Origin of the sequence: Tunturiibacter gelidiferens (genome assembly GCF_051013345.1) — a bacterium.
Taxonomy (GTDB): Bacteria; Acidobacteriota; Terriglobia; order Terriglobales; family Acidobacteriaceae; genus Edaphobacter; species Edaphobacter gelidiferens_A.
Map to the genome: position 1 here is coordinate 6,000,855 of NZ_CP132939.1, position 16,049 is coordinate 6,016,903.

Annotated in this window: 12 protein-coding genes, 1 tRNA gene and 1 pseudogene; 10 read left to right on the forward strand and 4 right to left on the reverse strand. The window is 59.7% G+C overall.

The window, feature by feature from the left end:
* Positions 1–373: 373 nt before the first annotated feature.
* Positions 374–1,258, forward strand: a complete 885-nt coding sequence (locus tag RBB80_RS30330) for a hypothetical protein (RefSeq protein WP_433965848.1) — start codon at positions 374–376, stop codon at positions 1,256–1,258.
* 332 nt (positions 1,259–1,590) lie between these two features.
* On the opposite strand, the gene RBB80_RS30335 is transcribed toward RBB80_RS30330, so the two are convergent.
* Complete coding sequence (locus RBB80_RS30335) at positions 1,591–1,905, reverse strand: carboxymuconolactone decarboxylase family protein (protein ID WP_433965849.1); 315 nt, start codon at positions 1,903–1,905, stop codon at positions 1,591–1,593.
* Positions 1,906–2,544: 639 nt separating this feature from the next.
* On the opposite strand from RBB80_RS30335, the pseudogene RBB80_RS30340 reads away from it, so the two are divergent.
* The 5 genes and pseudogenes from RBB80_RS30340 to RBB80_RS30360 all read left to right on the forward strand — a co-directional run.
* Positions 2,545–2,760 (forward strand): annotated as a pseudogene (locus tag RBB80_RS30340) (hypothetical protein); the annotation flags it as partial.
* A gap of 146 nt (positions 2,761–2,906) precedes the next feature.
* A complete protein-coding gene (locus RBB80_RS30345) occupies positions 2,907–4,751 on the forward strand; it encodes a xanthine dehydrogenase family protein molybdopterin-binding subunit (protein WP_433965850.1) in 1,845 nt (614 codons plus the stop codon).
* Positions 4,748–5,065, forward strand: a complete 318-nt coding sequence (locus RBB80_RS30350; RefSeq protein ID WP_433965851.1) for a (2Fe-2S)-binding protein — start codon at positions 4,748–4,750, stop codon at positions 5,063–5,065. The genes RBB80_RS30345 and RBB80_RS30350 overlap by 4 nt, the downstream gene beginning before the upstream one ends.
* Positions 5,062–5,217: a 2Fe-2S iron-sulfur cluster-binding protein gene (locus RBB80_RS30355; protein ID WP_433965852.1), complete on the forward strand. Its 156-nt coding sequence runs from the start codon at positions 5,062–5,064 to the stop codon at positions 5,215–5,217. The genes RBB80_RS30350 and RBB80_RS30355 overlap by 4 nt, the downstream gene beginning before the upstream one ends.
* The gene (locus tag RBB80_RS30360) at positions 5,217–6,074 is read left to right on the forward strand and encodes an FAD binding domain-containing protein (protein ID WP_433965853.1); all 858 of its coding nucleotides are present in this window, start codon (positions 5,217–5,219) and stop codon (positions 6,072–6,074) included. The genes RBB80_RS30355 and RBB80_RS30360 overlap by 1 nt, the downstream gene beginning before the upstream one ends.
* Before the next feature lie 18 nt (positions 6,075–6,092).
* Here the strand turns inward: RBB80_RS30360 and RBB80_RS30365 are convergent, their stop codons facing one another.
* The 3 genes from RBB80_RS30365 to RBB80_RS30375 are packed head-to-tail and all read right to left on the reverse strand — an operon-like array spanning position 6,093 to position 7,770.
* A complete protein-coding gene (locus RBB80_RS30365; RefSeq protein ID WP_433965854.1) occupies positions 6,093–6,650 on the reverse strand; it encodes a nucleotidyltransferase family protein in 558 nt (185 codons plus the stop codon).
* Complete coding sequence (locus tag RBB80_RS30370) at positions 6,647–7,492, reverse strand: XdhC family protein (RefSeq protein ID WP_433965855.1); 846 nt, start codon at positions 7,490–7,492, stop codon at positions 6,647–6,649. The genes RBB80_RS30365 and RBB80_RS30370 overlap by 4 nt, the downstream gene beginning before the upstream one ends.
* Complete coding sequence (locus tag RBB80_RS30375; RefSeq protein ID WP_433965856.1) at positions 7,477–7,770, reverse strand: XdhC family protein; 294 nt, start codon at positions 7,768–7,770, stop codon at positions 7,477–7,479. Before RBB80_RS30375 ends, RBB80_RS30370 begins: the two co-directional genes overlap by 16 nt.
* Before the next feature lie 430 nt (positions 7,771–8,200).
* Between RBB80_RS30375 and RBB80_RS30380 the strand changes: the two genes are divergently transcribed.
* From RBB80_RS30380 to RBB80_RS30395, 4 genes are all read left to right on the forward strand, one after another.
* Positions 8,201–10,618 (forward strand): hypothetical protein, encoded by a 2,418-nt coding sequence (locus RBB80_RS30380; RefSeq protein WP_433965857.1) that lies wholly within the window; start codon positions 8,201–8,203, stop codon positions 10,616–10,618.
* Positions 10,615–13,437 (forward strand): beta strand repeat-containing protein, encoded by a 2,823-nt coding sequence (locus RBB80_RS30385; RefSeq protein WP_433965858.1) that lies wholly within the window; start codon positions 10,615–10,617, stop codon positions 13,435–13,437. The genes RBB80_RS30380 and RBB80_RS30385 overlap by 4 nt, the downstream gene beginning before the upstream one ends.
* Before the next feature lie 91 nt (positions 13,438–13,528).
* Positions 13,529–15,169, forward strand: coding sequence for a hypothetical protein (locus RBB80_RS30390; protein WP_433965859.1), 1,641 nt, complete (start codon positions 13,529–13,531; stop codon positions 15,167–15,169).
* 376 nt (positions 15,170–15,545) lie between these two features.
* Positions 15,546–15,622, forward strand: a tRNA-Pro gene (locus RBB80_RS30395).
* Positions 15,623–16,049 lie beyond the last annotated feature (427 nt).

Consider the following 16,049-nt stretch of genomic DNA (forward strand, 5'->3'; position numbering starts at 1 on the left):
CGCAGTTCTTGTTGTCATCCCCGAAGGGGATCGCGGTTGCAGTCGAACTTGCTGTGTGCAGTTGCACTTGCCGTTGTTTGCCCTTTTGTTGTAATCCCCGAGGGGGATCTGCGGTTGCAGTCGAGCTTGCTGTCCGGTTGCACTTGCCGTTGTTTGCCCTTTTGTTGTCATCCCCGAAGGGGATCTGCGGTTGCTTTTGCGTCATGGTTCGTTTCGCAGTTGTCGTTGCTTTTGCGATTGCTGCTTCCTATTGCTTCTTCTCTTACCCCTCGCTTCCAGGTTCGCTAAGCCACTCCCCCAACTCCCACGACCACCCAAAAATCCTCATTCCGACCGCAGCGCAGTCTCCTCTCATGAGTAAACTAACCCCACCATGAAGCCCCCAGCCCTCACCCTCCTGCTTCTCTCCACCCTCACAGCCTCAGCACAAAGACCCCTCATCGGCATCTTCGAGTCCACCTCCTCCGGCAGAGGCGACAACCAGGGCCAGCCCGGAGTCCGTGTCCTCTTCCACCAATCCGGCCGGGAGTGGCGCTCCTACAACGCCAACTGTCAGGACGAAGCCTGCCTCAAAACCGTCGTCCACGCGTATCCTCTGGTCACCACCTGGACCCTCATCAAACAAGGCAAACCCGTCGCGAAAGTAGCCGCCACCACGCCCGCCGCCTACCACTTCTACTCCGAGATCGGCGTGCAGGCCATCACTAACCCCGCCGCCGTACTCCACCTCGAACCCCGCCCCACGCCCGACCGCCCCGACCCACCCCACACCATCCTCGCCACCACCCTCCCCACCCTCACCGACCCCGACAACTGGCAACCCGCCTCTCCATTCCCGCTCGACCTCACCAACGTCCGGCAGGCCTTCCACAAACTCTACCCTCACCCAAAGAACTGCACGCAAACCACCAGCAACTCACCATCGAACTACCACGACTCCACCATCGCAGACGACCAGATCGCCCCCGGCTCCTCCTTCGTCTCGAACAAAAACTGGCGCATCCTTGAGGTCACGCTCAACGGCTACCTCTGCGACGGCCCACCCGACAACGCCTGGGTCAACCATTGGTTCGCCATCTCCCCCATGGGCGAAGTTCACCACCTCGGCCGCCTCATGCACCTCGCCGGCGCCGCAGACTTCGCCCACGAAGGGCACTCCGAGTTACTCTTCCAGGTTCAAGGCGGCAACGAATCCGGCTACAAACTCTTCTACGACAGCTTCACCCATCAAGCCCTCGCCACCGTCACCCACCACTAACCCACCAAGAACCCGCCAAGAACCGTTGCCCTTCCGCTGTAGTCGTCCTCGTCCTAGCTGTTGCTGCTGCGAAGGTCCGTGTCCTTGTTGCCGTTGTCGTCGCTGTGACCCTTGTCGTTGCCTGTCCTTTTGTTGTCATTCCGCAGCGCAGCGGAGGAATCTGCGGTCGCCCTGACACCGTTCAACCCAACACGCCCGCCACAAGGCGTTAAGACTCAGCGCATCCATCACAGAGCCTCTTGAACACTGTCATTTCGACCGCAGTCGAAACCCGCTTTCCGTTCAGCTTCACCCCACACCCCGGCGCCTCACACAACGAGCACCCGCAGCACCTAACTCTTCGCCCCGCCCATCACATGAGCCGCATGCGTAATCGCCGCACCCGCACGAAGCGCAGCAGCAACCAACGCCGTCTCAGCCAGCTCCTCCTGACTCGCCCCCGCAGCCTGCGCCCCGGAGCGGTGCACCTCCAGACAGTAAGGACACTGCGTCGTCAACGCCACCGCCACCGCAATCAACTCTTTGTACTTTTTAGGAATAGCCCCCTCAGCCATCGCTGCCTTATCGAACGCCCAGAAAGCCTTCGTTGCCTCCGAAGCCCCATCCCCAAGTGAGCTCAGCTTCTTCAAATTCGCCATGTCATACATCGCATACTCTCCTATTCTTTGAAATATCTGCCGACCGGAATACCTCCGTCCACAGTTGGCCCCATTTGACTGTCACTCGAGTCTTAGCCAGTGTCAGCTCGCAACCCAATATCGTCAACCGTAGGTCGTGCCTTCGACCAGAAACCGGTCGCCTGACAAGTCGATTCAGAAACCAACGCGAACCTGCCACGAAAATCTCTGTCAAGCCCCTTAATCGCAAAACCCCGCGTCAATCCAGCGGAATCGCGTGGCGCATGAGTTACTCTCAACCTTCTATACTGAATACGGAGAGTCAAGATGAAAGGCAGTACGGGCTGCTATTCTCCCGGCGCAACCGGAACCGCCTAGCATCCTATTGAAAACAAGTATTTTGTACGCAACCCCTTTGTATTGAATTTTTTGCAGCCAGTATCCGTCTGCAAACCGCTCAAATAAAACGACTTGCTCCCAAAATACCCCGAGGGGAGGGGTACCCCGAACCCCAATGATTCGTCGAAATCCGCCAGACTTCGTCTATTCTTATGCAACACCTCCATGACCAGCCATCCCCAGATCGTTGGTAGCTCGCCCATCCGCAAAGAGGGCAGAGACAAGGTCATGGGCCGCGCCCAGTACGTCGATGACATCAGCCTCCCCGGCATGTGGTTCGGAGCCACCGTCCGCAGCACCATCCCTCGCGGCCGCATCACCTCAATCGCCTTCGACCCCGCCATCCCCTGGCACGAATACACCATCGTCTCGGCCACCGACATCCCCGGCGAAAACTGCATCGTCCACCTCACCAAAGACCACCCCTGCCTCGCCGTCACCCACGTCAACCACTGCGAAGAACCCATCCTCCTCCTCGCCCACCCCGACCGGGCCGTACTCCCTGCCGCCGTAGCCGCGGTCCACATCACCTACGAAGAACTCCCCGCCATCTACACCATCGAAGACTCCGAAAAAAAGAGCAGATCATTTGGGGCGAAGGTGAGAACGCCAACACCTTCAAGACCTACCTCATGCAGAAGGATCAAAAGCCGATCCCCGACGAGATCTGGCAGACCGCCGACTACATCGTCGAAGGCGAGTACCGCACCGGAGCCCAGGAGCAGCTCTACATCGAGAACAACGGAGTCATCGCCGAATACTCGCCCGAAGCCGGAGTCACAGTCCGCGGCTCCATGCAGTGCCCGTACTACCTCGTCCACGCTCTCGAACTAGTCTTCAACCTCCCCTCCGAAAAGTGCCGAGTCATCCAGACCGAGACCGGCGGAGCCTTCGGTGGCAAGGAGGACTTCCCCTCCGTCATCGGCAGCCACGCCGCACTCCTGGCCATGAAGTCAGGCCACCCGGTCAAGCTCTGCTACGACCGCGCCGAAGACATGGCCGCCACCACCAAGCGTCACCCATCACGCACCCGCCACCGCACAGCCGTCAGCAAGGACGGCAAGCTCCTCGCGGGTGAGATAGACTTCGCCATCGACGGCGGAGCCTACGCCACCCTCTCACCGGTCGTCCTCTCCCGCGGAACCATCCACGCCCCCGGCCCCTACCTCTGGCCCCACCTCACCGTCCGAGCTAAAGCAATGGCGACAAATATTCCGCCCCACGGGGCCTTCCGAGGTTTCGGCGCACCGCAAAGCATCTTCGCCCTCGAACGTCACATGGACAAGATCGCCAGGGTTGTCGGCCTCAGCCCCGAAGAGTTCCGCCGCCGCAACTTCCTCGCCACCGGCGACCACACCGCAACCGGCCAACTCCTCAAAGATCCCGTCGACATGCAGCACCTACTCACCCGAGCTCTTTACCAGTCCGACTATTACTCCAAACGCGAGCAATTCGACCGCGAGAATCCAACCAGCATCATCAAGCGCGGTATCGGCTTCGCCACCTTCTTCCACGGCGCAGGCTTCACCGGATCCGGAGAGCGCCGCCTCAACTCCCTGGTCGAAATCGAGCTCACACCCGAAGGCCATCCGCGCCTCCTCGTCTCCTCCACCGAGTTCGGCCAAGGCACCAACACCATCCTCTGCCAGATCGCCGCCCAAACCCTCCGACTCCCTTACGATCAGATCTTCATCGCCCAACCCGACACCGGTCACGTCCCCAACTCCGGCCCCACCGTTGCCAGCCGCACCGCCATGGTCGTCGGCAAACTCGTCGAACGTGCCGCGCAGACTCTCTGCGGCACCCTCGTCCACAGCGGCTATCTCGCGCCTGACTACACCCCTGAAGACTTCCGCCGCGCCGCGCTCCTCTACCTTGCCGAGCGCGGCTCCCTCAAGTCCGAGGCCCGCTACCAATCCCCCGGCGACATCTTCTGGGATGACGACAACTACCGAGGCGAAGCCTATCCCGCCTACGCCTGGGCCGTCTACGTAGCCGAAGTTGCCGTCGATACCACCACCTACTCCGCAAGCGTGACAAACTTCTACGCCCTGCAGGAAGTAGGCAAAGTTCTTCACCCGATCCTCGCCGCCGGCCAGATCGAAGGTGGAGTCGCTCAGGGCATCGGTTACGCCCTCTACGAGAAATGTCTCTGGCAAAACGGCCATTTCGCGAACAACCAGATGACGAACTACATCATGCCCACCAGCGCCGATGTGCCGCCTATCCATGTCACCTTCGAAGAAATTCCGTCTCCCCACGGAGCCTTCGGGGCAAAAGGCATTGGCGAACTCCCGATGGACGGGCCCGCACCCGCTATCCTCAACGCCACCGAGCACGCCACCGGCATCGCCTTCACAGAAATCCCGCTCCTTCCCGAAGACATGTTCGAGCGAATGACCCGCGCGCCCCAAGCAGGCAGCGAATCCCTCGATCCTGCGGTCGCTGGCCCAATCTTCAGCGAGGCCACCGCGTGACCACGATTCAACTTACTATCAACGGACAGTCAAAGACCATCGAAGCCCCGCCGATGAAGCGACTCCTCGACGTTCTCCGCGAAGACCTCGGCCTAACGGGAGCAAAGGAAGGCTGCGGTGAGGGCGAATGCGGCTCCTGTTCGGTCCTGATGAACGGCGACCTGGTCAACTCATGCCTCATTCCTATCCTGCAAGTAGAAGGGGCGGAGATTACCACGATCGAAGGCGTCGCAATCAACGAAAAACTTCACCCAATCCAGCAATGCTTCCTCGAGAACGGGGGGCACAGTGCGGCATCTGCACCCCGGGCATGATTCTCGCCACGCATCATCTGCTTGAAAAATATCCGAAACCAACACTGTTACAAATTCAGGAGGGTCTCTCCGGCAATCTGTGCCGCTGCACTGGCTACATTCGCATCTTCAACGCTGTCCAGGCCGCAGCTCTCGTCGGAGCCGCCGAATAATGCGCTCCAACATAACGGAATACGATCTCATCGCCCCAAAATCGCTCGACGTCGTTCTTCAAATCCTCGCAGACTCGCCCGACCGCTATAGCCCCATCGCCGGCGGCACCGAGTTAATGGTGGCTCTAGGCGCTGGGCGTCTTCAGCCCAAAAAGCTCCTATCTCTTTGGAACCTCGACGAGCTGCGTTTCATTGAAGTCACTCCTGACGCAATCCGCATCGGTGCCGGCACTACTTTCACTGATGTTCGCAATCACCCCACCATTGCAAGCGAACTCTGCCTCCTCCCTCAGGCCGCCAGCTGGACCGGCTCCATTGCGAACCAGAACCGCGGCACCCTCGGCGGCAACATCGTCAATGCCAGCCCCGCCGCCGACTCCCCTCCAGCCCTTCTCGCTTACGACGCCACCGTCACCCTGGTCTCAACTCGCGGCAGTCGCACAATTCCTTACCGCGACTTCCACCTCAGCTACAAGAAAACCGCTCTCGCCCCTGACGAGCTCCTCCACAGCATCACACTCTCACGTAACGTGATCGGTTACAAAACCTACATCCGCAAGGTAGGGACTCGAAACGCCCAGGCCATCTCGAAGGTCGCTATCGCCGCAATCGCCCGTACCAGACACGGCGTGATCGAAGCTATCCGCATCGGAGCCGCCAGCCTGCGCGAGACTCCTGCCCGCCTCGTAGCCACGGAACAGTCTCTCCTCAACCAACCGGTAACGCCCGCTACTATCGCCGCCGCCCGCGGCGCTTTATTGAGCGAGACCCTTCCCATCGACGACATCCGCAGCACCGCAAAATACCGCGCCGCAGTTGCCGCCAATCTCCTCGAAGAATTTCTGCACACCCTCTAGCACCATGGACGGGAACCTTTACCCAAACAATGTACGCGCACGTTCCAGATCTTCCATCGTGTCCACATCCAATTGCCCACCAGCCAACGCTACGCACTGTGCCGACCGCAACAAATCTTTTGCCCCCGCATCGCCCCGCAACTCCATCAGATCCTTAAATAATGACGCCGGAAAATAAGCCGGCACTCCTCGCCGCCCATCATACGCAGACCCTGCAACCTCTCCCGAAGCCGACAAGTTCCGCAGATGCGCAGCAGTCACACCCGGCATATCGCAAGTCATCAACACGCAACCGTCCACGTCTCGCAGCGCCCCCACTCCGACGCGCACAGAAGCACCCATCCCCTCGCTCCAGCTTTCATTTATCAAAACACCAGCGTCACCCAACTCACACGCCGCCTCGATCGATTCCGCCGAAGCCCCCAACACCACGATCACCGGCGAGAATCCAGCCTCATGAGCAACCCTCACCGATCGTTCCAACAGATTTTCCGCTCCTACCTTCACCAGTTGCTTCGGCTGCCCCAACCGCCTCGAAGCCCCGGCCGCGAGAATCACCGCACCAATTCGCCTCACGCAAGATCCAGCGCACATTGTTGTTGCAGATATCGCGCCGCGCTACCCTCTTGCAGGTGTCTCTCAACATCCTGCGGCGTCAACCTGCGCGAAGCTCCCAACTTCCCCATGCAGCACGCTTGCGCTTCGGCGATAACTGCGAGGGCAATCGCCTCAGGGCCGTCCCCACCAAGGTCCAATCCCACCGGCGCATAGATCCGGTCGCAGCACGCATCTATAGTCCATCCCAACATCGCTGCCGCCTCGCTTACCAGCAGCGAACTCCGGTGCCGCGCCCCCAGCAGACCGAGGTACCTGGGATGCAACGGAAGCACCGCCGCGAGCAGATCCCTGTCCTGCTCATAACTGTGTGTCATCAGCACTACTGCATCGTCAGGACGAATCGCCAGAACCTCGCTCGACGCAGCAGACGCCACGATCACCCGCTCCGCCTCGGGGAATCGATCCGCACGAGCCATCTGCGCTCGTCCATCCATCACCGAAACGCTCCAACCCAGCAACGCCGCCATACTCACCACTGGTTTCGCATCATCGCCAGCGCCCAAAACGAACAATCGCTGCGGAGCCGTGATTCGCTCCACAAAAACATCAGGGGGCATGTTCGCAACAACGCCTCGAAGTAGTACGGCTGCCCTCGCCTCCATTAGTTCAGGCTCTCTCAGCCCCGCGGTAGCAAACGTAAAATCCCCACTCGCCGCAAGCACGGCGCGTTCCAGGCTCTTTCCCGCCCGCGGTAGCCAGGTCAGCACCGTCACCTCAATCCCGGCAAGCGCAGCGTTCAGTGCCGCAAGTAAAGCTCGGCACTCGGGAGTATCGATCGGTTCGATCAGCAGATCGACCACGCCCCCGCACCCCAACCCAAAGGCACTTCGGCCGTGTCATCAAACATCGTCGAGTACCGTTCCACTACGGCGCCCTCCCGAACCAGCCACGCTGCCTTGCGCACGACCTCGGCCTCCAGGCACCCTCCACTAATTGTCCCGGTGTATTCACCTTGCTTGCCGAGCAGTAGGCGAGCTCCAGGCCGTCGATAACTCGATCCCTCGGCCCGCACGAGCGTCACCATCGCAGCTGCTCCTCCTTGCCGCCACATCCGAACAATCTGTCGAATTTCTTTCATGCCGGAAGTATGTCTCCATCAACCCTGACTCCATTCTCCGCGCCCGGAGTCTCATCTGTCTATCGAAACGGCAGACGCCAGAGACTCGGGAATCGGACCCAAGTCATGAGAGATGCCGCTACAAATAGGGTTGGCCGCCGCGAAGACATTAGGTATCTCCGGATAGAGGCACACTTCCTCCTACAGTGCGCGCGCGTTCACGTACTCCTACGCGAAGATTGCTCGAATCTCTCAAAAACTCAATCGTCCTGAGGCGTTTGCAACTGCCACTTTATAGGTAGTTCCCCCAAATCCTCTATATGCAATACTTTTGGCGCAGGAGACCGGATACCTACCTTTAATGGAGCGTTACAACTCCGCAGAACCGCTTCCCCGGCACTTGCGCGTCCGTCCTGATTCACTTTGTAGCACGAACCTAGGAGCTTCACCCATGCATCTCAGCCGTATCTCTGGTGTCCAGATCCTCTCTGCCGTGGTCGTTCTCGTTGCATTCGCCCTCGTTCCGTCTCTCTCACCCGCCCAGGCTCTTACTTTGGTGCAGAGCGGCACCCGATATGCCGGAACCATTACTCCAGGCTTCAACGGAGACTTCGGACCCGCGACAACGGTCAGCCTTAACACTCCATCCTATATCGTCTTTGATTCGAACGGCAACCAATATCTTTCGGATACCTTGAACAACTGCGTCCGCAAGATCGATAGCTCGGGTTCGATGAGTACCCTGGTCGGACTCGCCGTCTCCGGCAAGGGAGACACCTGTTCCACTTCTTCTAACAGCACCCCAACCCCCTCCCAGGGTCTATATCAACCCACGGGTCTCGCGGTGGACAGCTCCAACAACCTCTACATTGCAGACAGCAGTCATAACTGCGTCCGCAAACTCGCCGCAGGAGCCTCTGGAGTTGCCTCGCTCACTACCGTCGCAGGCACCTGCGGCTCGGCCATGTCAGCGACGCCGAACCCCAACGGCCTCGTCCTTGACGCCAGCAACAACCTCTACATCGCCATTCAAGATACTGAAGTCCCCGCCGCTCTCAGTACCTATCAGGTCCTGCTTCAGGCTCCCTCCTCGAGCCTCTGCGTCCTGGCCGGTGCACCGTCCGCACTCGTTCCTACAACCTGCCCCGGCATCACCGGCAATGTCACGCTGAACGCCCCCTCAGGTCTCGCAATCAATGGAGCGGGGGATCTCTTTATCGCAGATACCGGCAACAACTGCGTCCGCCAGGTCGTTGGTCTCTCAACGTTTCAAACAGCCGTGGGACAGTGCTCCAATGACAACTCAGGCACGCTCGCGACGGCACTGAACAAGCCGTACGGTTTGGCCTTCTCGCCCACGCAGTCGATCTATATCACGGAGACCAGTCCCGACGTCGTAGTCAGTTATGTCCTTGGCTCGTCCAGCGTGACTATCACCGCGGGCCTTCCCAATGGCGCCTCCGGCTCTTACAGCCCGGTTCAGGACGGAACTTCCGCCCTCAACTTCCCTCTCAACGGCCCTCGCGGAATCGCCGTCGATAGCCTAGGCAACTTCTCCCTCGCCGACTCCAGCAACAGCATCCTTCGCAAACTCAGCAGCAACATCATCTTCCCGCCGACCCCAGTCGGCAGTCTCAGCGCCGGCCTTCCGGTCACCTTCGTCGTCAACCAAAAGGTAAATCTGTCTGTTATTTCAGGGCCAGACTTCAACATCATCACAAACACCTGCACCGGTGTCCTTACCCCTTCCACTCCAGGCACCCCGCCTGTCACCTGCCAGGTCTTTGTCCGCTTCACACCGACTCTTCTCGGATTGCGCAGCGCTCCTATCAAGCTCGCTGACTCGGTCTCCGGAAACAGCATCTCCCAAGGGCTCGAAGGCAGGGCAACCGGCTCGCTCGGTGTTTTCACCCCCGGCATCGTCAAGACTGTGGTGAGTTCACTTTCCGCCCCTTCTGCTGTAACGGTAGACCCAGCCGGCAACGCGTACATCCTCGAAACTGGCGCAACTCCCGGCTCGGGCAACCTCCTAAAGCTTCCTGTTGGCGGCGGATCGCCTTCTCCCATCATTCCAGGAGGTTCAGGTCTGCTCACCTCCTCAGCCATCACGATTGACTCCACCGGAAATTACTTCATCACAGACGCCGTTCACGGCACCGTCTCCCGCTTTGGCGTCGACGGCAGCCTGAACACCGGCTATGTGACCGGCCTTGATACGCCAACCTCTATCTACGTAGATGGCTTCGACAATCTCTTCATCGCCCAGGCTGGCTCGACTCACAATGTGATTGAGGTCTTTGCCGGCGGCGGCAGCCGAACCATTGCAGGAAGCGGAAACAACTCCTCGGCCGACGGCGTCCTCGCCACCACTGCCAGTTTCGTATCGCCTGGCGGCCTTATTCTCGACGCCACTGGCATCCTTTACATCGCCGACACAGGCGGCCACCTCGTCTACGCAGTCGATAAGTTCGGCATCATTCACCAGGTCGCCGGAAACGGAACCGCGACTACAACAGTTCCTGGCCAAGCCACGGGCACCGCCATCATCTCTCCGTCCTCCTCGCCTTCGATGCGGCCGGAGACCTTTACATCGCCGATGCTACTGCCAACACCGTCTACACCGTCTTCGTCTCCACCACGAGCAGCGGTAGCAATATCTCCACCACCCTTGGCACCGGGACCGCAGGAAGCTCAGGCGACGGCGGCTTCGCCAACCTCGCCCAGATCAACAATCCTCTCAGCATCGCCGTTGAAGGCAAGAGCGATCTCTTCGAGGTCGACAACGGCAACAACTCCCTCCGCGAGATCACCTATCCCAATCCCACCCTCGCCTTCGGTAACGTCCTGGTGGGCCAAAGCTCACAGGTGATCCAGCAAAGCCTAAGCAACTTTGGCTCAGCTCCCTTCACCCTCAACGGTGCTATTATCACTTCCGATCCTCACTTCACGATCGATCCGGGCACTACCACCTGCGGCACCACGATCATCTCAGGCTCCACCTGCAACCTGGGCTTCGTCTTCACTCCAACTGCCAAGGGCTCGCTGACCGCCGCCGTCACCATCATCTCCAACTCCTACAACAGCCCTCAGACAATCACTCTTACCGGAACCGGAAAGGTCATTGCGCCGCTTCAGTTCACGTTGCCAGTCGAAACTGAAGTTTACGGTCAACCCTTCTCTCAAACCGTCAATGTCACCAATGGCAGCCCTGCGCCAACTGGCACCATCACCTTCAGCGTCGGTGCACGGACTCTTTGCACCGTCAGTGCGACCCTCGGAGTTGGTTCCATCTGCAGCGCTCCCAACAGCGGCCTTGCCGTCGGCAGCTATGGAGTCACCTTCAACTACTCCGGCGACGCCAACTACTCGCCCGCCACCGGTAACGTGAACCTCACGGTCACTCCAGCTCCGCTCACCGTCGCCGTCAATAACTTCACCCGCCTGTACGGAGCGCCGAACCCCACCTTCACCGGCTTACTGACCGGAGTTGCCTCAGGCGACACTATTCTCGTCGCCTACTCCAGCACTGCCACCGCCACCTCTCCTGTAAACACCTACCCGATCATCGCGACTCTCACCACAGCCGGAACCACGAACCTTTCGAACTACACGGTGACGAACACACCCGGAACCCTCACCATCACTCAGGCTCCCATCGGCGTTACAGTTCTCAACCCAAGCCGTCAGTACGGCCAAGCCAATCCTATCTTCAACAGCACCACCCTTGGCATTCTGAACGGCAATACCGTCAGTGGGGGAACCTTCAACGGCGACGTACTTACAATCACCTACTCCTCACCAGCCACCGTCACCTCGCCAGCTGGGACCTATCCCATCAACGCGACCGTAACCGGAGCAAACGCCGGCAACTACGCCATCACCATCACCGCCGGGACCCTCACCGTCACGCCCGCAGTCCTCACCATCACGGTCAACAACGCGACCAGGATCTACGGAGCAGCCAACCCTATCTTCAGCAGCACCGTCAGTGGCGCGCTCAACGGAGACACCTTCACAAACTCTTACTCGACCATAGCAACTGTGGCATCACCGGTCGGCTCCTACCCCATTAACGACGCAGTCGGCGGTCCTGCAGCCTCCAACTACACAGTCCAGGTCACTCCCGGCACTCTCGTGATCACTCAGACTTCCATCGCTGTCAATGTGGCGGCTAACAATGCCACACGCAGCTACGGCGCAACCGATCCTACTTTCACCAGCACGGTCAGCGGCACGCTCAACGGCGATACTTTCACAATTACCTACACCACCACGGGGACAGCGACATCGCCGATCGGCACCTACACGATCATCCCCTCGGTCTCCGGCGCTGCCGCCGCCAACTACAGCACCATCACAACGACAAACGGAACTCTCACCGTCACCCCAGCCACACTTACCGTCACGGCGACGAATGCCACTCGCACCTACGACACAGCGAACCCTGTCTTCACCGGAACGACCACCGGCCTGCTCAAAGGCGACTCTGTCGCCACCGCCTTCACCAGTTCCGCCGTTCTGAACTCCCCTGTGGGCACCTACCCGATCATTCCCACGGTCTCCGGTGCGGCTCTCTCCAACTATTCCGTGAACCTCGTCAACGGCTCGCTCACTATCACCCAAATTCAGGCAGCTCTCGTTATCAACGTCAATAGCGCTAGCCGTCTCTACGGAGCACCCAACCCCGCCTTCTCCGGAACGGTCACCGGTATCGTCCCCGGCGACGACGTAGTCGTCAGCTATACGACCGTCGCAACCCCCGCGTCCCCAGCGGGCCAATATCCCATCGGCGCAAGCGTCTCGGGAACCTCCGCCGCCAACTACATCGCAACCATCCATCCAGGCACGCTCGCCGTCAGTCCCATCGACACCGTCACCACGATTACAAGCTCCGGTTCGCCCGCAGCCGCTGGCGCCACCGTCACCTTCACCGCCACGGTCACCACCACAACCGGCACGCCCACCGGCACCGTCAACTTCTCTGATGGCGGCAATCTCCTCGGTACCGGCACCCTGAACAGCAGCGGTGTCGCCACATTCGCCACCAGCGCTCTCACCTCAGGCAGCCACACCATCACCGCCATCTTCCAGGCCAACACAAACTTTTCCACCAGCTCGGCTACCCTCACCCAGGTCATCAACGCTCCCGTGGGCAGCTTCACGATCTCCGCCACGCCTCCCACTCAGCTCATTCGCGGTCCCGGTGCAACGAACTATCAGGTTGTACTCACTTCAGTCGGAGCCTTCGCCGGACAGATCAATCTCTCCTGCTCTGGCCTTCCTGCGGACGCTACATGCGCCTTCGCCAGCAACCCGACACTCACCGCCGGAGGCACCGCTACCGTCGCGCTGACCATCAACACTACTTCGGCCGATGCCAAACTAAGCAATCCATCAATCCCCAATCTCAAACTCACGGATCTCACGCCGATCACCGCTGCCGCCGTCTTCCCGGTCGAACTCACCGGACTTGGCATCTTCTTTGCCGGTCTCCGACGTCGCAGGAAGCTAGGTACTCAAGAGATTCGTCTTCTCACATTTCTCCTCCTTTCCTTCGGTATCCTTGGCCTGGCGGGTTGCTGCTTCAACACCACATTCCAGACCTACACCGTCAGCGTCACCGGCACCAGCGTCAACTTCACGACGCCGGCTCAATCCACCTCGGTCTTTCTGTCCGTCGGGAAGTAGTAGCGATGCCACCCGTATGTCCGGGCAGTCTCACGGAGCATATGGGAGTCAAGAAAAATCAGGAAGCACCGTAGTTGGAGGTTTCATCCTTATGCATCTCCGCCCCGTGAGCCCCGATAGATTGAGCTCTCACACCGTGCGCCTCACGCGTGCCCTACTCGATTCCGTGACCAAACTCCTGGTCGCCCTGTGCATTGCAGCCTCGCCATGGTCCGTTTTAGCGCAGGCGGTCAAAACCGCCTCCACGCCCCCACCCGATTTTTCGCGCCTCGACCTCTACGGCGGCTACGCCTACTTCCATCCCTTCAACAGCGAAATTACCCCCTTCGTCTATCAGCCCATCAATGCCGGTGCGGTTGCAAGTGCCACTGCCTATTTCAATCGTTACTTAGGTGTCCAAGCCGAGGGCAGCTTCTTCCCGAACGGTACCAACGATTGCTATTACACAGCCCAGGCCGGCCCTGTCCTCCGCTATCAAAAAGGCCGTTTCATCCCCTTCGCCCACGTTCTCGGCGGCGGAGCCAAAGCAGGCGGACCAGCCTTCCAACCCTGCACCTGGGGCTGGGGCGTCACCGCCGGAGCAGGTCTCGACCTCGTCCTCCCAGTTTTCAACAATCACGTCGCCCTTCGCATAGTCCAAGCCGACTTCAACTACTCCCACGTCGACTACGGTCCAGTCGACCCGGCCCAGGTAACCGGAGGCGTCGGGGACATCACTGCCTACCGCCTCTCCGCTGGCGTGGTTCTGCGCTTCGGCCAGCAGACGCCTCCACCACCTGTCCAACTAGGCTGCACCGCTCAACCAACCAACATCTTCCCTGGCGACCCCGTAACCGTCACCGCCACTGCGACAAACCTCGAAGCGAAGAAGAAGCTCTCGTACACCTGGACCGCCAGCGGTGGTGAACTCACGAACAACGATGCAACAGCCAACATCAACACGACAGGCCTCGCACCAGGCGACTACACCGTCTCCGGCCGCGTCAGCGAAGGTAAACGCCCCGGCGAGAGCGCGAACTGCACCGCCGGCTTCCGCATCCATAACCCCGCTCCACCCACCATCGCCTGCTCCGCCAACCCCAGCACAGTTATGCCCGGTGACCCCTCGACCATCACCGCCGTCGCGAGCAGTCTGGAGGGACTCACCCTCAGTTACTCCTACTCCGCCTCCGCCGGCCAGATCTCCGGAACCACACCTACCGCCATGCTCGTTACCAGCGGCGCTCCGTCAGGTGTCGTCACCGTCACCTGCAACGTTGTCGATGATCTCGGCAAACACGCCTCCGCCGACACCACAGTCACAATCGTCACCCCTCCACCTCCACCAGTCCCGCAGGTACGCCCCCTCTGCAGCGTCTCGTTTGAGCGCGATCTGAAGCGTCCCGTACGCGTCGACAACGAAGGAAAGGCTTGCCTGGACGAGATTGCCCTCACCCTGAACCGCGACACCACCTCAAAACTCGTAATCGTCGGCAGACACTCCGAGGATGAAACGCCTGATGCCGCAGCCCAGCGTGACCTCAACGTAGAGCAGTACCTCATCGACGAAAAAGGGATCGACCCAGCACGCATCTCGATGCGCACCAGCGGCCAACCTGGCCGCCGCCTCGACAACACACTCGTTCCCGACGGAGCCTCATTTACCCCCGGCGACACCGCTACCTTCGACGCAAACTCCGTGAAACGGGAGGGCCAACCTTACGCCAAGCCAAAAGCCCCTATGAATCACTGACAGTTACGAACCCGATCAGCTTTGTCTCAACCCTGAGAGGAGGAGCTCCAGACTCCTCCTTAATCCGCCCCTGGTAAACCTGACGCCCATTCGCCAGCGCACCCTCGAGCATACTCATCTCGACCGTACCAGCTCAATATCATCGCCTGACTGCGCAATTCAGCGCCCGCGTCTTGTCTTCTCCTTCGTTGCTCCCTCTCTTCCATACGCCACAACTCACTTCGAACCGAGCACAGCTAAAATCCCTCCCGGCTCCTTCGCCACCCCGCCGCCAAATCTGCTAAACTACCTGAGTCGGTACAGCGATCCTGCAGGTGCACCCGCGCGCCTGAGCCTTATGGAAAGCACTCTAATCGACATCTCACCGCAGCACATTCGGGGCGTAGCGCAGTCTGGTAGCGCACCTGGTTCGGGACCAGGGGGTCGGAGGTTCGAATCCTCTCGCCCCGACCAATTTTTCAGTTTTGGCCCTTTCAGCAATCATGTCAAAGGGCTTTCTGTATATAGGCGTTACACTTACGGCGTTGACGGAGCAGTTCCAAAGCACCATTTTCAACAATTTGGCCTTTTCGGCGAAATTATGCGAAAGATACCGTAAATAGGCGTTATTCGCGAGTTCTAAAGTCTGTTGCGCGTTCAGCGCCAAGTCGCCGGTTTCCACTCCGCTCAAGCCTTGGATTGCCATTTTGACTTGCTGCTCTTCCATTCGCCAGTCGCTCATCCTGCGTTCCCAGAAGTCTTCTGGGATCTTGCCGTCCAGTTTGTCCGCATATGCCGCGTCCATCCGATTGCGGATGCCGGTCAACTTTGACTCAAGGGCCGTCCGATCGGCGCTGACCTTGCCTGCCGCTTGCTTCTGGTCGTCGCGTAGCGTGGCGAC

What these genes read in the sequence shown, in the direction of transcription:
- RBB80_RS30335 (WP_433965849.1), bottom strand. Translation starts at nt 1,905, where the DNA reads ATGTATGACATGGCGAATTTGAAGAAGCTGAGCTCACTTGGGGATGGG.
- RBB80_RS30345 (WP_433965850.1), top strand. Translation starts at nt 2,907, where the DNA reads ATGCAGAAGGATCAAAAGCCGATCCCCGACGAGATCTGGCAGACCGCC.
- RBB80_RS30390 (WP_433965859.1), top strand. Translation starts at nt 13,529, where the DNA reads ATGCATCTCCGCCCCGTGAGCCCCGATAGATTGAGCTCTCACACCGTG.
- RBB80_RS30375 (WP_433965856.1), bottom strand. Translation starts at nt 7,770, where the DNA reads ATGAAAGAAATTCGACAGATTGTTCGGATGTGGCGGCAAGGAGGAGCA.
- RBB80_RS30355 (WP_433965852.1), top strand. Translation starts at nt 5,062, where the DNA reads ATGATTCTCGCCACGCATCATCTGCTTGAAAAATATCCGAAACCAACA.
- RBB80_RS30330 (WP_433965848.1), top strand. Translation starts at nt 374, where the DNA reads ATGAAGCCCCCAGCCCTCACCCTCCTGCTTCTCTCCACCCTCACAGCC.
- RBB80_RS30380 (WP_433965857.1), top strand. Translation starts at nt 8,201, where the DNA reads ATGCATCTCAGCCGTATCTCTGGTGTCCAGATCCTCTCTGCCGTGGTC.
- RBB80_RS30360 (WP_433965853.1), top strand. Translation starts at nt 5,217, where the DNA reads ATGCGCTCCAACATAACGGAATACGATCTCATCGCCCCAAAATCGCTC.